Origin of the sequence: Corynebacterium phocae, from assembly GCF_008693075.1 — a bacterium.
Lineage (GTDB): Bacteria > Actinomycetota > Actinomycetes > Mycobacteriales > Mycobacteriaceae > Corynebacterium > Corynebacterium phocae.
Window position 1 is genome coordinate 68,252 of the sequence record NZ_VXKJ01000043.1, and the last position, 17,248, is coordinate 85,499.

At 58.2% G+C, this 17,248-nt stretch carries 17 protein-coding genes; all 17 read right to left on the reverse strand.

The genetic code is table 11. The features are described 5' to 3' along the window. Positions 1 to 4 precede the first annotated feature (4 nt). Positions 5 to 346, reverse strand: a complete 342-nt coding sequence (locus F4V58_RS06980) for a hypothetical protein (protein WP_084559719.1) — start codon at positions 344 to 346, stop codon at positions 5 to 7. Then, positions 346 to 1,038 carry an endonuclease NucS gene (nucS, locus tag F4V58_RS06985; RefSeq protein ID WP_075734581.1) on the reverse strand — a complete coding sequence of 231 codons (693 nt, stop codon included), beginning with the start codon at positions 1,036 to 1,038 and terminating at the stop codon, positions 346 to 348. The genes F4V58_RS06980 and nucS overlap by 1 nt, the downstream gene beginning before the upstream one ends. Positions 1,039 to 1,176: 138 nt before the next feature. Then, a complete protein-coding gene (locus F4V58_RS06990) occupies positions 1,177 to 1,629 on the reverse strand; it encodes a DUF2550 domain-containing protein (protein ID WP_169833310.1) in 453 nt (150 codons plus the stop codon). A 555-nt stretch (positions 1,630 to 2,184) separates the two neighbouring features. Then, positions 2,185 to 2,553 (reverse strand): F0F1 ATP synthase subunit epsilon, encoded by a 369-nt coding sequence (locus tag F4V58_RS06995; RefSeq protein ID WP_075734585.1) that lies wholly within the window; start codon positions 2,551 to 2,553, stop codon positions 2,185 to 2,187. Positions 2,554 to 2,563: 10 nt separating this feature from the next. Beyond that, a complete protein-coding gene (gene atpD / locus F4V58_RS07000) occupies positions 2,564 to 4,015 on the reverse strand; it encodes a F0F1 ATP synthase subunit beta (protein ID WP_075734587.1) in 1,452 nt (483 codons plus the stop codon). Positions 4,016 to 4,018: 3 nt separating this feature from the next. Beyond that, positions 4,019 to 4,993: a F0F1 ATP synthase subunit gamma gene (locus F4V58_RS07005; protein WP_075734589.1), complete on the reverse strand. Its 975-nt coding sequence runs from the start codon at positions 4,991 to 4,993 to the stop codon at positions 4,019 to 4,021. A gap of 62 nt (positions 4,994 to 5,055) precedes the next feature. Further along, positions 5,056 to 6,696 (reverse strand): F0F1 ATP synthase subunit alpha, encoded by a 1,641-nt coding sequence (atpA, locus tag F4V58_RS07010; protein WP_075734591.1) that lies wholly within the window; start codon positions 6,694 to 6,696, stop codon positions 5,056 to 5,058. A gap of 101 nt (positions 6,697 to 6,797) precedes the next feature. Further along, positions 6,798 to 7,613, reverse strand: coding sequence for a F0F1 ATP synthase subunit delta (locus tag F4V58_RS07015; RefSeq protein WP_075734593.1), 816 nt, complete (start codon positions 7,611 to 7,613; stop codon positions 6,798 to 6,800). Positions 7,614 to 7,619: 6 nt separating this feature from the next. Further along, positions 7,620 to 8,192, reverse strand: a complete 573-nt coding sequence (locus F4V58_RS07020; protein ID WP_075734595.1) for a F0F1 ATP synthase subunit B — start codon at positions 8,190 to 8,192, stop codon at positions 7,620 to 7,622. Between the two features lie 51 nt (positions 8,193 to 8,243). Beyond that, positions 8,244 to 8,489 (reverse strand): ATP synthase F0 subunit C, encoded by a 246-nt coding sequence (locus F4V58_RS07025; RefSeq protein ID WP_075734597.1) that lies wholly within the window; start codon positions 8,487 to 8,489, stop codon positions 8,244 to 8,246. Between the two features lie 119 nt (positions 8,490 to 8,608). Next, positions 8,609 to 9,406: a F0F1 ATP synthase subunit A gene (gene atpB / locus F4V58_RS07030; RefSeq protein WP_075734599.1), complete on the reverse strand. Its 798-nt coding sequence runs from the start codon at positions 9,404 to 9,406 to the stop codon at positions 8,609 to 8,611. A 526-nt stretch (positions 9,407 to 9,932) separates the two neighbouring features. Then, on the reverse strand, positions 9,933 to 10,421 hold the full coding sequence (locus F4V58_RS07035) for a Cg1360 family ATP-synthase-associated protein (protein ID WP_245802960.1): 489 nt from the start codon (positions 10,419 to 10,421) through the stop codon (positions 9,933 to 9,935). A gap of 16 nt (positions 10,422 to 10,437) precedes the next feature. Further along, entirely contained in the window at positions 10,438 to 11,613 is a 1,176-nt protein-coding gene (locus F4V58_RS07040) for an MraY family glycosyltransferase (RefSeq protein WP_075734601.1), read from the reverse strand. A 212-nt stretch (positions 11,614 to 11,825) separates the two neighbouring features. Next, complete coding sequence (locus tag F4V58_RS07045) at positions 11,826 to 12,500, reverse strand: L-threonylcarbamoyladenylate synthase (protein ID WP_075734603.1); 675 nt, start codon at positions 12,498 to 12,500, stop codon at positions 11,826 to 11,828. A 282-nt stretch (positions 12,501 to 12,782) separates the two neighbouring features. Continuing rightward, positions 12,783 to 13,646 carry a peptide chain release factor N(5)-glutamine methyltransferase gene (gene prmC, locus F4V58_RS07050; RefSeq protein WP_075734605.1) on the reverse strand — a complete coding sequence of 288 codons (864 nt, stop codon included), beginning with the start codon at positions 13,644 to 13,646 and terminating at the stop codon, positions 12,783 to 12,785. Between the two features lie 202 nt (positions 13,647 to 13,848). Continuing rightward, complete coding sequence (gene prfA / locus F4V58_RS07055; protein ID WP_075734607.1) at positions 13,849 to 14,925, reverse strand: peptide chain release factor 1; 1,077 nt, start codon at positions 14,923 to 14,925, stop codon at positions 13,849 to 13,851. Further along, positions 14,925 to 17,105, reverse strand: a complete 2,181-nt coding sequence (gene rho / locus F4V58_RS07060; RefSeq protein WP_075734609.1) for a transcription termination factor Rho — start codon at positions 17,103 to 17,105, stop codon at positions 14,925 to 14,927. Before rho ends, prfA begins: the two co-directional genes overlap by 1 nt. Positions 17,106 to 17,248 lie beyond the last annotated feature (143 nt).

Below are 17,248 nucleotides of genomic sequence, written 5' to 3' on the forward strand. Positions count from 1 at the left end.
CGCGTCAGCGCCGTTCCCAGCAGTGGCGGTGCCAATGCCTGCGGTCCTCACCCCGGCCACCCGTATCACGCGGCCACGCCACCACATGGGCCACGCCCGGAGGGATGTTTTGATTACAGCCCGGGCAAACGTAGAACTTGGTGGCAGCAGCCGAGCCTATGTAGCGCATGACGAAAGGCTCGCCATTGGTCCAGCGGGGTCCGTCAACGGTCTGCGCACCAATGAACGCAGTCCCGTCGCGGGGCAGCTCCCGGGGCGGCAGGCTGCGGTTGCCTTTGCCGCGCTTTCGGCTGCTGCGGTTACTAGCGCTGCGGTTACTAGCGCTGCGGTTATTGCGACGTGGCATCAGAACAGACGGAGCTCGTTGCTCTCAATACCGCGCAGATCTTGGTAATCCAGCACAACACACCTTATTCCGCGGTCTGCGGCCAAGGTCTTGGCTTGGGGCTTTATCTCCTGCGCGGCGAATACTCCCACCACTGGCTTAAGAAGTTCGTCGCGGTTGAGAAGCTCTAGGTACCGGGTTAGCTGTTCCACGCCGTCTATGCCGCCGCGGCGCTTGACTTCAATGGCAACATGGGCACCGTCGGCGTCCCGGGCCATGATGTCTACCGGACCAATTGCGGTGGGATACTCGCGACGCACCAGGGTGTAGCCCTCACCAATAGTATTGATGTGCTCAGCCAACAGTTCCTGCAGATGGGCCTCCACCCCGTCTTTCACCAGGCCGGGATCCTGGCCAAGATCGCGATGAATCTCTTCATAAATTTCCTGGATGGTAATCCGCAGCTGCTCACCCTTGGAATTTTCTACCAACCAAAGAACTTCACCGGTGTCTTCCCCGTCAATGTCGGTGATCGGAGACTCGTTGAGGGTGCAGGGAGGCGTCATCCAGTTCAGGGGCTTATAGGCGCGGTCGTCAGCATGGACGGACACAGAGCCATCTGCTTTGACCAGCAAAAGGCGGTCAGCCAGGGGAAGGTGGGCATCAAGTCGACCTACATAATCAACTGAACATCGGGCAAGCACTAAACGCATGTTCTCTACCCTATCGCGCCGGTGGTGCTGGCTAAAACTTGAAAGGGGACCTAGACGGTGAGCAAGCCGCCCTGTCCGCCGGCGTCGCTGGCACCAACGCCGCCTGGGTTAGTGGCGCTGGGGTTAACCGTGCTGGCGCTAACGCTGCTGGGAGCGTTGGCGGATTTCTTTGATGCTCAAAGTTTCCCGCCGCGGGGACGGCGCGGACTCTACCCAGGCGTGCAAAGCCATAGCACCGCGACCTGTCAGGGCAAGCTCGTACTCCTGGCCGGCGGCCCGGAGATGTACAGCTTCTTCGTGTTCAGGCATAAAAGAAGCCTCGGCATCAGTGAGTTGGCGGTGGGACACAATCTCAATGTCGAGGCGGCTTAGGCTAACGTCAGCGGACACGCGGACAGAGCGCAGCTTATACAGCTCTAGGTGGGTGGGCGTATAGCGCACTACCCCATGACGCCAGCCGTGAACATCCCGCCCCGGCATGGGGCGCACAAGAACCGGCGCACCCGTTGACCGCACCTTAAAAAATCTGAAGCTAGCTAGGCCCACCATGGCCACTATGACAGCCACTAGGGCGAGTAATGCAACAGACATTGGGGACATCTGTAGGTTCCTCCACGATCTTGAAATCCGGCTGAATTCTTACGTTGTTATCTGGTGATTCTAGACTGAATTTAGCAGGCAGGTGGGCAAACGTGGAACTTGGAGTTAACCAAAAGGAGTAACCGGCCAGGCAGGCGCACATACGCCCAGTTCAGGTAGGTAATTGCCCCAGCCGGGGGCCGTTACTGGCAGCGCGCTGTGACCCAAGAGGCGGGCGCGCAGCCCAGGGAAGGCGGGCGCAAGCCGGAAGATGCGGGCGCAAGCAGGAGGATGCGGGCGCAGGCCGGGAAAGGCAGGGGCAAGCAGGAGGATGCGCGCGCAGGCTGGGAAAGGCGGGCGCGCAGGCCAGCAAAACGGGTGACAGCGGTGACCGCCTGCCGGGGTCAGGGGATGGATGTAGGAACCCTTGCAAAACGGCAACCGCGCCGTGTTCGGTGTTGAACATTTCAACACTAAACACAGCGCGGCTAACTTTTACTGCTTGTCAAGAGTAGGAAGGGCGTTTAATTGCTGCCCTTGACCTCCTCAGCGCCAACCGGGAAAGACCTACAAACCTTCCTGGGCGCGGCGGACGGCGCGTTGGCCGGCCTCCGCGCGTAGGCGAGTGAGTTCGTCGCCGGACTGTAAGTCCAGGTCTGCCTCGCTTACCTCATCGGACCAGACGGCCCAATCAGCTAGGACGGTGATCTTCTCCGTACCAACGGAGAGGAAGCCACCCTGGACGGCGGCCACTAAACGTGCGCCGTCGACCGGACGGATGGTCACTACGCCATTGTCGACCAGTTGGCCAACCATGGGTTCATGGCCAGGAAGCACGCCGATCTCACCCTCGGTGGTTTCAGCCGTGACGATGGTGGCCTTACCCGACCACAACGAGCGCTCGACGGAAACCAGTTCCACGGTGATGTCAGCCATGTGCCTCTCCCTACTTCTTCTTCTCGTTCAGCTTCTTCAACGCAACCTCGACGTCGTCCAAGCCACCCAGGCCGTTGAAGGCCTGCTCTGGGTAGTGGTCGAATTCGCCGTTGGCAATGCGCTCAAAAGCGTCAATTGTCTCGGATAGTGGCACGTAAGAACCTGGAAGACCGGTGAATTTCTCCGCCACGAAGAAGTTCTGGCCCAGGAAGCGCTCAATGCGGCGGGCGCGCTGAACGGTGGACTTGTCCTCTTCAGACAGCTCGTCCATACCAAGGATGGCGATGATGTCTTGGAGTTCCTTGTTCTTCTGCAGGATGTTGATGATCCGCTGTGCTACTTCGTAGTGGCGCTCGCCAACAATCGAAGGCTCGAGAATACGAGACGTCGAGGTCAGCGGGTTCACTGCGGGGTAGATACCCTTCGAAGCGATAGCACGGTCCAGCTCGGTGGTGGCGTCCAAGTGGGCGAAGGTGGTGGCCGGAGCCGGGTCGGTGTAGTCATCTGCTGGCACGTAAACGGCCTGCAGTGAGGTAATCGACTTACCCTTCGTAGAAGTAATGCGTTCCTGGAGAACACCCATCTCATCGGCCAGGGTTGGCTGGTAGCCCACGGCGGAAGGCATACGACCAAGAAGGGTCGAAACCTCGGAGCCGGCCTGGGTGAAACGGAAGATGTTGTCGATGAACAGCAGCACGTCCTGGTTCTGCACATCGCGGAAGTATTCCGCCATGGTCAGGCCGGACAAGGCCACGCGCATACGAACCCCTGGTGGTTCGTCCATCTGGCCGAACACGAGGGCGGTGTCTTGAAGCACACCCATCTCTTCCATTTCCAGGAAGAGGTCGGTGCCCTCACGGGTACGCTCGCCGACGCCGGCGAACACGGAGGTACCGGAGAACTCGCGGGCAATACGGGTAATCATTTCCTGGATAAGAACGGTCTTACCCACGCCTGCGCCGCCGAAGAGGCCAATCTTGCCGCCCTTAACGTAAGGGGTCAGCAGGTCGATGACCTTGATGCCTGTTTCGAGGATCTCGGTCTTGCCTTCCAACTGGTCAAACGGTGGTGGATCGCGGTGGATTCCCCACTGCTCGGCGTCGCGGCCCAAGCCTGGCTCGTCGAGGCAGTCACCTAGGGCGTTGAAAACGTGGCCCTTAACGATGTCGCCAACGGGAACCGAAATAGGCTTGCCGGTATCGATGACCTCAGCACCGCGGACTAGGCCGTCGGTCGGTGCCATGGATACGGTACGGACAAGGTTGTCACCGAGGTGCTGAGCGACCTCGAGGGTGACAGTTTTTGCAACAGCATCGAGCGAAATCTCGACCGTGAGTGCGTTGTACAGTGCCGGCAGTGCGTCACGTGGGAATTCCACGTCGACGACCGGACCGATGACGCGCACAACACGACCGGCCAAAGCCTGATCCTGTGCATTCTGCTCAGTGAGAGCTGTAGTCATAATCTAGTCACTTTCTGCGCTGTCAGATAGCGCGCCAGCGCCACCGACAATCTCTGTAATTTCCTGGGTAATCTGAGCCTGACGGGCCTGGTTAGCCACGCGTGAGAGGTCTTTGACCAACTCATTGGCGTTGTCAGTTGCAGACTTCATTGCGGCTCGGCGTGCGGCGGACTCAGCGGCAGAAGCCTCCAAGAACATCGCAAACAAAATTCGCGAGACATACTTTGGAAGCAAGGCGTCCATAAGCGTGTCCGGGTCTGGCTCGAAATCATAATCTGGGGCTACCGGGTCTGCGGTGCTTGACGCTGCGGACTCCGGAAGGTGTACCTCGTTTTCCTCCATCACGGGCTCCACGGGCAGCAGCTGCTGCACGCGGGCGTTCTGGGTCAACATGTTGACAAACTCGGTATAAACCACGTGTACTTCATCGAAGCCACGGACCGGACCGTTGCCGTCAATACCCTCGCGGTTACCAACAGTTCCTTGGGAACCGGCGGCAAAGCCATCGATGATATGGCGGCGCACGTCGTGCGTTGCTTCCCAGGTTGGATCCTGGGAGAACCCGGTCCAGCTGCCCTCAATTGGAGCCTCGCGGAACTTGTAGTAACCAACACCCTTCTGCCCAGTCACGTAACGGACAACCTCTAGCCCCCGCTTTCTCAGCAGGGATTCGAGCTCGGCCGCTTTCTTGAACACGTTGTTGTTGTAGCCGCCGGCCATACCGCGGTCTGAAGAGACCACGAGGATGGCTGCTACACGTGTGTTCTCACGCGCATGGAGCATGGGGTGATCGAGCGAACTAGCCGATGCGAGACGATTCATCACGCGATTCATCTCTAATGCATACGGCTGAGCAGCATTAACGCGTGCCTGCGCTTTGGTAATGCGCGAGGTGGCAATGAGCTCCTGTGCCTTGGTGATCTTCTTAGTGGAATTAACGGACCTGATGCGGTCACGCAGTTCACGAAGATTAGCCATGTTGTATCGCTCCTCCCTTCTTTTATTTAGACGGTTTCAATAGGTTTCTAGAGTGCGAAACTCTACTTGGCCGTCTTCCGGGAGACGCTGAGCTGAGTTTTATTCACGTCTTTTTCCGCCAGTGGGTCAACCGGGGCTTCGGAGCCTAGGTGGTGACCTTCCGTGGTGCGGAAACTTGGTGTGAAATCCTCGGCTGCCCGCAGCAGAGTCTTCTTAGACTCATCAGACAGGGCGGCACCGCCGTCAATCTGCTCGTATACCTCGGGAACGTTGGCGTGCAGGTATTCCTGAACGTCGCGTTCGAAGCGGCGTACGTCTTCCACTGGGACCTCATCAAAGACGCCCTGGTCAGCAAGGAAGATGGACACCATCTGGTATTCGACGGACTGCGGAGCGTTCTCTGGCTGCTTCAGCAGCTCAACTAGGCGCTCGCCGCGTTCTAGCTGAGACTTAGAGGCGGCATCGAGATCGGAGGCAAAGGCTGCGAAGGCCTGCAGGTCGCGGTATGCGGCCAGCTCCAAACGCAGGTTACCGGCGACTTTCTTCATACCCTTGGTCTGTGCTGCGCCACCCACACGGGAGACGGACACACCAACGTTGATTGCCGGACGAACGCCCTGGTTGAACAGGTCGGACTCCAGGAAGACCTGGCCGTCGGTAATCGAAATAACGTTGGTCGGGATGAAGGCAGAAACGTCGTTTGCCTTGGTTTCGATGATAGGCAGTGCGGTCATGGAACCTGCACCCATGTCGTCGGAGAGCTTCGCAGCGCGCTCCAGCAGACGGGAGTGGAGGTAGAAGACGTCACCTGGGTATGCCTCGCGGCCCGGTGGGCGGCGCAGCAGCAGGGAAATCGCACGGTAGGCCTCAGCCTGCTTGGTCAGATCATCATAAATGATGAGGACGTGGCGGCCTTGGTACATCCAGTGCTGACCAAGAGCGGCACCGGAAAACGGTGCTAGCCACTTGAAACCAGCGGAGTCGGAGGCGGGAGCAGCCACGATGGTGGTGTACTCCAGTGCCCCGTGCTCTTCCAGGGTCTTGCGGATACCCGCAATCGTTGAACCCTTTTGGCCGATAGCCACATAGATACAACGGACCTGCTTGTCCTTGTCACCAGATTCCCAGTTGGATTTCTGGTTCAAGATGGTGTCAATACACACCGCGGTCTTACCGGTCTTACGGTCACCAATGACCAGCTGACGCTGGCCACGGCCGATTGGCGTCATGGCGTCAATAGCCTTGATGCCGGTCTGCATTGGCTCTTCCACCGGCTGACGCTGGAGAACGGAAGGTGCCTGCAGTTCGAGGACGCGGTCCTCTTCTTTGTTGATTGGGCCCATGCCGTCAATCGGCTGACCCAGGGGGTTGATAACGCGGCCGAGGAAGTCCTCGCCCACAGGGATGGAGAGAACCTCACCGGTCCTCTTTACCTCGTCGCCCTCCTTGAGGGTTTCAAAGTTACCCAGGACCACAACGCCAAGGGAATTGGTGTCAAGGTTCTGCGCGACGCCAATGACGCCGCCCGGGAACTCGAGAAGTTCGTTAGCCATTACGGAAGGCAGGCCAGAAACCTGCGCAATACCGTCGGCTGCCGAAATAACCACGCCGGTCTCCTCACGGGAGGCCTCCGCGGAGTAGCTCGAGGTGTAGTTCGCAATCGCGCTACGGATCTCATCAGAGGAGATCGTTAGCTCCGCCATGTTGTTCCTACTCTCGGTAGTATCGTCCAGCAAATTTTCAAAATAATGTTGTCGTTGTCGTGTTAAGAAGTTTGCGCTCAAGTAAAGCCTGAAGGCTTTACTTAAGCCATGGCGGTCCGCAGGCGCTCAATCTTGCCTTTGGTGGAACCGTCAATTACTTCCTCACCGACGCGGATGGTCATACCACCGAGGAGGCTGGTGTCAACCTCAGAGTGGATGGACATCGCACGACCGTAGATGTTGCCCAGCTTGTTGGCGAGTTCTGCCTGCTGGCTTTCATTCATTTCAACCGCGGTGGTAACAAAAGCGATGGTGCGGCCTTGCAGCGAAGCTGCGTCGGAGGCCAAACCAGCAATATCATCCACCGGGTTTTGCTCTGGGCGGTCGATGGCCTGAAGCGCAAGCGCCTCAGTAAACATCGTGACCTTGCCGTAGAGCACGTTAGCCAGCAGTCCACGCTTACGCGCGGACTCAGCAGAGCGGTCGGTAAGCAGCTGGGTCAGCTCGCCTTCACGGTCCAGAATGCGGGAAAGGCGGAAGAGTTCATCTTCAACCATCCCCAACTGGCCCTGAGCCTCAGCACCACGCAATAAAGCGCGGCGGCCAAGAACTACCAAACCTTTAACGAGGTCACGGGCACTAGACCACTGCAGCTGAGCAGCTTCTTCCACCACGCGCAAGGCCTGGGAGGAGAGCTTTTGCCCAAACAGGGTGTTAACCAGTGACTTTCGTGCTTCTGCAGAAGCAGCGGTGTTGTTTAGAGCAACGCGCAGTTCGCGGTTGCCGTCAAGAACCCCTACTACCTCGAACAGATCGAGGCCGGTGCGTGCGGAGTCTGCAACTGCGTCTGCACCCTTAAGGAGGCTATCCAAGGTGTCTTGCGCGGTTGCCAGTGCTTCGCGGCTAGCTGCCTTCATGTCTGCCTACTTTCTGGCCGGTGCCACGTGGTCGAGGTCGGACAAGAAAGAATCAATGGTGGAGGAACGGCGGGAGGCGTCACTAAGTTCGCCACCCAGCAGCTTCTCTGCCAAGTTGATGGAGTTTTGTCCGATGTCGGAACGGAGTTCGCTCACGACCTGGGCACGGGAAGCTTCCAGTTGCTTCTCACCAGAGGCGATAATGCGACGGGCTTCTTCCTCGGCCTGAACCTTTGCCTCAGCTTCGATCTGCTTGCCGCGCTCGCGCGCCTGCTCGTGGATCTGTGCGGCCTCTGCGCGAGCGTCAGCCAACTGGGCGTTGTACCTCTCTAGAGCGGCCTTGGCTTCAGCTTGTTGAGCCTCAGCGCGTTTGATGCCGCCCTCAATCCGGTCTTCACGCTCCTGCAGTAACTTCTTGTACGCGGGAAGGACAACCATCCCGAATACAGCGAGGATTACGGCGAAAGGAATGATAGACCAGACGATGTCGTATGCCTTGGGCAAAAGGATGGAGTTACCGCCCTCTAGTGGCAGGTGCTCCCCTCCTTCTGATGCAAGGTAGAAGATGACGTTGTTCATAGGTCTCCAGTCTTAAACGGTCAGTTTACTTAGTTGATAAACGAACGTTTATTAGAACAGGAAGCCGGCAACAAGGCCGATGAGGGCAAGCGCCTCAACGAAGGCGATACCCAGGAACATGGTGGTACGTAGCTGGCCGGCCATCTCAGGCTGGCGTGCCATGCCCTCAACGGTCTTGCCAACGAGGATGCCGATGCCTAGGCCTGGGCCGATGGTGGCAATGCCGTAGCCAATGGCGCCAAGGCCGGTGAAGGCCGAAGCGGTTTCGGTAGCCTGAGCCAGGATAATGTCGTTCATGTGAAAGTCGATCCCTTTCAATTTGTCTCTCCCGCGAACCTTGATTTAATTTCCGCGGGGCGGTGTTGGTTTGATGTAAGTGGGTGTTTATTTAGTTGGCCGCGAGGTTCGCGTTGTTGTTAGTGCGAATCTGCATGAAGCGACAGTTCGATGTACACCGCCGTGAGCAGAGCAAAGATGTATGCCTGCAAGAAGATGACGATGACTTCGTATACCGTGAACAGAACCGCTGCTACGAGGGTCAAGCCACCCACCACGGTCCATGCGTTGAGCTGCCAGACGAAGAAGTTCGTGGCAGAGTACAGCAAGACCAAGATGATGTGACCGGCCAGGAAGTTCGCCATAAGACGAAGCGCCAGGGTGACCGGACGTAGAACGAACGTTGAGAAAAACTCGATTGGAACGACCAAGAGGTGAAGTAGCGGCGGCAAGTTAGGAATAACTACCGAAGACTTCACGTACTTGAAAAATCCGTAGCGCTTGGCTCCTGCGTAAATCATGGCGATATACGCAACAATGGCTAGGACAATCGGCATACCAATTCGCGCGTTTGGAGAAATATTCAAAAACGGAATGATGGTCGTGACGTTCCAAAACAGAACAGCGAAGAAGATTGACGCGATTACCGGCAGGAAACGGCGCCCTTCTTTTCTGCCAAGAATGTCTTCCGCGATATTAACGCGAACGAAATCAATGGCGTGTTCTGCTACGTTCTGCAGACCCTTCGGAACCAGTTTGGGGCTCCTGAAGGCGACAACGAAAAGGACCACCAGCACGGCCGCCATGAGAAGGCGGACGAGCATAATGCGGTCCAAGGCGAACCAGCCGTTGAGGATATCCCCAAACATTTGCTGGCCGTAATATTCACCCGGGAAAAATTCTGGATCCAGTTTGGGAGCATGGAAGCTACCCTTCATGGCCAATGTTGTAACGCTCAGCGTTCTCTCCCGTGTTCGGGCCGAATGACTTGTCGAAGGTCACCCGGTGCGATGGACGTCTCAAACTCTCTACTGCAACCTCGGACTCCGTCGCACATCAGCGCGGTTACAGCAGGGATTCACCGCTACGGACCAAACGCGCTACACCGGCTTTTCCGGTGCGGCGCGGATAAATCACAGTCCGCGGTAACCCGGAGCAAATTTTATCAGGTCACCGAGTTGTTTTTCCCTTTAGGGTCTTAGTTAAGCAAACACATTTTTCACAGCACTCACGAAGATTGCTCTTTACCGCCCTGACTAGGCAAAACGAACCTAGTGTGTTTGGTCACACCGGCTCCTGGCAACCGCTGTACGGGGGTAGATTATTTAACCCCAGGAATTTTCCAGCGCCAATATTTCCTCAACCTTACTAGAGCCTCATGCCACCCCCGGCCGAACGCGCGTCCTCTTTCCTACTCGTGGGGCGACCAGCGGGGGCGAAGTCCCGGGCTTAAAGCCGGTGCGGCTAACTCACGTAGGTCACGCGCGCGGTGATAATCCCCCACACCTCGGTGCCCAAAGTAGCAATCAGAGCCCCAACCACGGTGACAAACAACGCGACCGTGTCATAGAAGGCCATATCTTTAATAACCAGCAACACACCCACGAGAACTACGACTTTAAGTAACCATCCACCCAACACCACGGCCATGGTGCTGGCCGGATCTAGGTTGGCGGTAACCAACACGGACAGCGCGGTCATCAGTATGAACCCTCCCCCAATGGCAGCACCAATGAGCACGCCCCAAATACCCGGAAGTCCCCGCAGCGCACCCCACAGTGCCAAGGAAGCCACCGCGATAATGAGCAAAGCGAAGCTTCCGTAACGTACCGCGCGCAAAAGCGGCCGGCGGTGGTCATCATAGGCTGAGCCGGAACCGGATTCCGTGCTGGGGCCCGCGACCCCGCCAGCAACACTCGGGGAATTAGCTGCGGAATTGGAAGCGTTAGACATGTGGAAAAATCCTACCTCATCGGGGTGGTTGTTCCGCGACTACCTGGGTGGGGCGCTTACGCCTTCCCAACTTGCCCTGGCGTAACGGAATTAGCGTAATTAGGAAGGCTCCCAGCAAAGCGAATAGTGAGAATACCGCAGCGACCTTAGTGGGAACTATGGAAAGCGACACTGCGCTGGAGGCCACGGCAGACACCCACACGTACAACACCAACACGGTGCGCCGGTGAGTATGGCCCAAGGACAACAACCGGTGGTGGATATGGAGGCGGTCCGCCGAAAACGGGGAGCGCCCGGCAGCCACTCGCCTAATGACGGCCCAAACTAGGTCCAAGACGGGGATAAAGACGGCTGCCAGGACCACGATGAATGGGGACATCAGCGCCACGATATCCACGCCGCCGTAGAGCGACATGTTGATCTTCCCCGACGCTGAGGTGGACGCGGCAGCCAGGAGCAAGCCAATTAGCATGGAGCCGGCGTCGCCCATAAATATCCGGGAGGGCTCAAAGTTGTGGGGCAAAAATCCGGCACACATGCCCACCAACGCGGCGGAGATTACCGCCGGCGGGTAGGCAGAGACCGCTCCGCCCTGGTCGTGGAGGACTGTGATCGAAAAAATTAGGATAGCCAGGCCCGCAATCATCCCTAGGCCGGCAGCCAATCCGTCCAGACCATCGACAAAATTCATAGCGTTGATGAGCAAGACGGTAATAAAAGCGGTAAGGAGGGTGGATTGAATCTGGTCCAAGACAATGGTGGTGCCATCCCCAAAGGGCATGAAAAACAGCGTCCAGGTAAGGCCCAGGAAGGACATGATTCCTGCCGCGACCACCTGCCCAACAAGTTTAATCCCCGCACTAAGCTCCACAAGATCATCGATAACCCCCACCAGCACTATGGCAAATGCCGCCCACACCACGGCGTTCATTTCCGGGGTGACGGGCAAAAAGCCCCTCGTTAGCGCGGGTAGTTGGCCGGCTAGGAACACCGCCCCCGCGAATCCGGTAAACATGGCCACGCCGCCTAGTTGTGGAGTGGGTTGGGAGTGGGAGTCACGCTGCCGGATCTCCGATACCCGGCCGTTGCGTACCAGAACCCACCGCACTACCCCGGTGAAGATGTAGGTCAGCGCGGCAGCGACCAATAACACGAGCGCAAGCTCGCGGAGTGGCACACCGGTTCCGGCCATAGTTGTGGAGATCCTTGTGGTTGGGTTTAGTTACAGATATTGGCAGAATATAAAGAAGATAAAGAGGGACGAATAATTACTCTCTCAAAGATTGTAGCGGTGTCACGTCACTAGCACAGCAACCGCTAGACCCCGGGATCGGAATTTCGGCCAAAAGGTTGCCAATCCGGACCCTAGGAACCCTAGTGACAGCCCGCATTACGGTTAAGGCACTAAACGGCGGGCTGCGGGCGGGTGCGCAAGGTCTCAGCGGGAACACCAATTACGGCGGCAATTTCCTCCGCGCTCAGCGTTCCTTCCCGGAGTAAGTAGGGGTATTCCTGGGAGATATCAATGATGGTAGACGCCTCCCCTAGCTGGGATTCCCCGCCGTCCAGATAGACGGCCACGGCACTCCCCAACTGTTGCTTTGAGGCAATTGCCGTGACGGGTGGCTCGTGTCCGGAAATGTTGGCTGAGGACACGGCCATGGGTCCCACGGCCCGAAGGAGCTCGATGGCTACCGGGTGGGCGGGCATGCGCAGCATCACCGTGCCCCTAGTATCCCCTAAGTTCCACGGCAGGCTGGGGGCCTGGCGTACTACTATGGACAGCCCACCCGGCCAAAAGGCCTCCACCAGCAACTGCATGGTGTCGCTGGCATGTGCTACCAGTCCTTTGTAGGTATCCCAGGAACCCACCAGTACGGGCACCGGCATATCCGGACCCCGTTGTTTGGTGGCAAGTAGGTTGGCCACGGCCGCATTGTCAAAGGCGTCGCAGCCCAAGCCGTAGAGAGTGTCGGTGGGAAAGACTACCTGCCGCCCGGACTTGACAGCCCTGATTGCCAGTTCGATGCCCTCGGTACGAGTGGATTCGTCATCAAGACGGTAAATCTTGCCCTTCATAGGCCTAACATCCTCTTTCCTGCTTTTAGCTTCACGGCTTGTGTCCCTTTCCGGAATCCTTAGAATCCCCACGCATGGGAGTGAACATCTGCGATGAAGATAACCAAGGGCCAACCGGTACGGCCAGCCCAACGCGGCTGCACCAGCATTGCCATGCTAGCGTCACGCCACCGTCACGGCGCGCTTACACCCAACTCGTGAATTCGGGCCGGGCAGGTAGCGTATTCCCAAATTCTACCGCCACGGCGTGAATTCCACGAACTAGAAAGTCGTCCGCTCCCGTTATTTTCGGCGCGCCACGACAAAGCGGGGGATCCGGTTGAAGTCGTACAGGACCTCGATATCGGTAAAATTCCCGTTAGCGGCCATTGCTTCCTGGACAGCAGGCGAGGTGACGTCGTCGTGTTCAAGCCCTACCATCCCGCCGGGCTTAAGCAGGGTTGCAATACGAGGGATGAGCTTATGTATGACACTCATTCCGTCCTGCCCACCGAACACCGCTTCCGGGGGATCCGCGTAGACTTCGGGCTCCAGGTCCAAGGTTTGTGGCACGTACGGCGGGTTGGTCAACACCAGGTCCACCGTCCCATCCAATTCCCCAAGGGTCCTGCTGGAGGTGGCGTCGCCTTGGACAAGAGCTACGCCATGCGGGGCTAGGTTCTGGCGAGCGTAGGTGCTCGCGGTATCGCTGAGTTCCACAGCCCATACCTGTGCGGTGGCCACTTGGTTGGCCACGTAGGCTGCCAAGGCCCCAGAGCCAGTACACAGATCGACTACGCGAGGTGCTGGTGCTGCCGAAGCCGCCCGTTCCCGGCCGCGTAGGAGCCTCACCGCCCAGTCCGCCAGGACTTCAGTCTCCGGCCGGGGTATAAACACTCCGGGGCCAACAACCAGCTCCAGATCTCCAAACCAGGCCACGCCCAGGATGTGTTGGAGGGGTTCGCGCTTTTCGCGACGCGCCACCAGCGGCTCGTACGCCGCCTTGAATCCGGGAATGACCGTCGCCTGAAGCGGAATTTCCATGTGACCGGTGTGGATGAGGTGCGCCGCTAATATTCGGGCGTCCCATTCTGGCGAGGGCACTCCGGCGGCACGCAACCGGCCGGTTGCCTGGCGCAACGCTTGAGCGTAAGTCAGTGTTTCCATAGGGGCTCAACTTTAGCAAGGACCGTGCACGGAGCCGTCCGCCTGCAACCCATTTCCGCAACGAGTCGGATGGCCGGCCCCAGCAACTAGCAAACGGGCCCCACCGCTCCCCCTGATAAGGGCAAGCCGTGGGACCCGTGTGAGGCTTCGGCAACCAGGTTAAACTAATGCTTGAGCCTTAGTCCTAGCGCAAGCCCAAGCCCTAGCCTTCGGATTCCATGCGGTCAGCACGCTCACGGGTTTGCAAGGCCGTGATGAGGTCCTGCAGGTCACCGTTGAGGACAGCGTCCAAGTTGTTTGACTTGTAGCCAATACGGTGGTCGGTGATGCGGTTTTCGGGCCAGTTATAGGTGCGAATTCGCTCGGAGCGGTCCATGGTACGGACCTGGGAAGCGCGGTGGTCACCGGCTTCTTCCTCACGGGCTTCGCGCTCCATCTGATCAAGGCGTGCTTGCAGAACCTGCAGAGCGCGAGCCTTGTTTTGGATCTGGGAGCGCTCCTTCTGACACGTGACCACCAACCCGGTGGGCAGGTGAGTGATGCGCACTGCGGAGTCGGTGGTGTTAACACCCTGACCGCCCTTGCCGGAGGAACGGTAGACGTCAACGCGCAGATCTTTGTCGTCGATGTTGACGGATTCAATCTCATCCGGTTCCGGGTACACCAGCACGCCAGCGGCGGAGGTCTGGATGCGTCCTTGTGACTCGGTAACGGGAACGCGTTGCACGCGGTGGACCCCGCCCTCAAACTTGAACACGGACCACGCTCCGTCACGGGAGGGCGTCTTTGATTTGAAGGACAAGGTCATATCCTTGACTCCGCCCAAGTCGGACTCGTTGAGCCCTAGAACTTCCCAGCTAAAGCCGGCCTTATCAGCGAAGCGCTCGTACATACGGGCAAGCTCAGCGGCAAACAGTGCCGCTTCCTCACCACCGGCACCCGCCTTGATTTCCATGACAATGTCTTCACTGTCATGCTCATCACGGGGGGCCAACAGGTCAGCGAGCTTTTCTTCCAGCTCAACTACCAGGGGTTCCAAACGCTCTACCTCGGACTGAAATTCCCGGTCTTCGTAGGCCATTTCTTTGGCATCAGCCAGATCCTCGCGAGCCTGCACCAATTCGTTATTAATGGCCACAATCGGGCGCAATTCCGCGTAGCGCTTGGAGAGCTTACGGAAAGCGTTTTGGTCACCTGCTACCTCCGGATCTGACATCTGCATCTCAATACCTTGGTATTCAGAGACGATGTCATCTACGAGGGAAACTTCATTTGCCATTAGGAGTAGTCCTCCTCCTCGGTGTTGGCCACCATGGGTGCAGAGCTTGCAACCTGCATGAGGAACTCACCATTGGACTTGGTCTTCTTCAGCTGCTTGATGAGCAAATCAATGGCGGCAAAGGAATCCAGGCCAGCCAGGATACGGCGCAGCTTGGTCATGATACGAGCCTCTTCAGGAACCAGGAGCAGCTCGTCCTTGCGGGTACCAGAAGGGTTGACGTCCACGGCCGGGAAGATCCGACGCTCGGAGATGTGGCGGTCAAGTTTCAGTTCCGCGTTGCCGGTGCCCTTGAACTCTTCGAAGATAACGGTGTCACCGGTGGAACCGGTCTCCACCATGGCAGTAGCAATGATGGTCAGCGAGCCGCCGTCTTCGATATTGCGGGCAGCGCCTAGGAAACGCTTTGGTGGATATAGCGCGTTGGAGTCCACGCCACCGGACAGGATTCGTCCAGACGCCGGGGAAGAGTTGTTGTACGCGCGCCCCAGGCGGGTGATGGAGTCCAGCAGGACCACTACGTCTTTGCCCTGCTCCACCAGGCGCTTTGCGCGCTCAATGGCCAGTTCCGCCACAGCGGTGTGCTCTGACGGCGGGCGGTCGAAGGTAGAGGCAATAACCTCACCCTTGACGGAACGCTGCATGTCAGTGACTTCCTCGGGCCGCTCATCAACCAGGACAACCATGAGGTAGCACTCGGGGTTGTTGGTGGAAATGGCATTAGCGATCGACTTCATGATCGTGGTCTTACCTGCCTTTGGCGGGGACACGATAAGTGCGCGCTGGCCCTTGCCAATAGGCATAATCAGGTCGATAACGCGGGTGGTGAGGATCTTTTGGTCCGTCTCCAGGCGCAGGCGCTGGTTGGGGTACAAAGGCGTGAGCTGGGAGAACTTCGGGCGCTGTGAGGCGGCTGCGGGCTCCAACCCGTTCACGGAATCTACCTGGGCCAGCTGGTTGTACTTGCGGCGGTTACGTCCATTGCCCACGGTGTGGGTGTTGCCGCCCACCTTGACCAGTCCAGTTACAGCGTCACCGGAACGCAGGTTCAAGCGGCGCACTAGGTTGTTGTTGACAAAAACGTCGGACGCGCCGGCGTGGTAGCCGGTGGTCCGCAGGAAAGCCACGTTGTTGTCCACTACTTCGAGGATGCCGCCCACTGCCTGGGTCTCGTCACCCTCGCGGATCTGCAGGTCGTTATTGTTGCCGTTGCCACGGGAGTTGCCGTTGCCGTTGCCGCTGCCACCCTCATTACGGCGGTTGCGGCGCCCCCGGCGGCCGTTGCGGCCCCCGCGGTCGTTCCGGTCGCCCCGGTCATTACGGTCGCCCCGGTCGTTGCTGCGCCCGCCGCGATTGTTGTCCCGGTTGTTGTTATCTCCGGAATCATTGTCATCACCGGAGTTATCATCGTTGTTATTGCCGTTGTTGGCATGGTTACCGTTGTTGCCATTGCGCCCGCGGTTGTTGTTGCGGTCACGGTTGTTGCGGTCCCCCCGGCGGCCACGGCCGCGGTTGTTGCTGTCATCCTCGCCACTACCGCGCTTATCCGAGTTGTCGGAGCTGCCGGAATCGTTCTGAGAATCCCCGGTGTTAGAGCCGCTATTCGCGCCCTTGTCGTCTTCTTTTTCTTTCGAAAATGCTTCCTTGTCAGCGGAATCTCCAGAGCGGCGGTCATCAGCGCTGTTGCCATCACCCTGGTTGTCCCGGCGGTTGCGGTTGCGGCGCGCCCGGCGTGCCTGCGAGCGGGTCTCAAAATTCTCTTCGGTGTCGGAGTTATCCCTAGAACGCGAGGAGGAATCCTTGGACTCTTGGGCGTCTTCCTTCGAAGCATCGTGATTATTGTCAGCGTCGAGCTGCTCAGAGTTGCGTCGAACCGCACGGCGTGGGCTGTCCCCACCTAAAACGCTGCGGGTAGCCCGGCGCTTCCGGCCGGAGGCGGCCGAGTTATCAGAAGATTCTGACCCTTCAGCGGCGTTGGCATCAGCTGACTGCTTCTTTGCAGCCTTTTCAGCTTCATCCTTGGCTTTCTGCGGAACTGAGCCATTCTTGATGGCCTCAATTAGTGCGCCTTTGCGTAGGGCGGAAATTCCCTTCAACCCACGCTGCGCGGCAAGCTTGCGCAATTCCGTCAGCTTCATCGATCCAAGGTCGTTGGCTGCGGTGTTGTCCGTAGTGGTCACGGATATCCTTTCAATGCATCTTTTTGTGCTTTATGGCTGTGCTCACGCCCATGGGAAAAGGTACGGCGACGACGCTTTTAAAAGCCGTTGACCAGGGTGTTGTCTTTCCAGGGCCACGTGGAACACTAGCTTTGTTGTAGGTA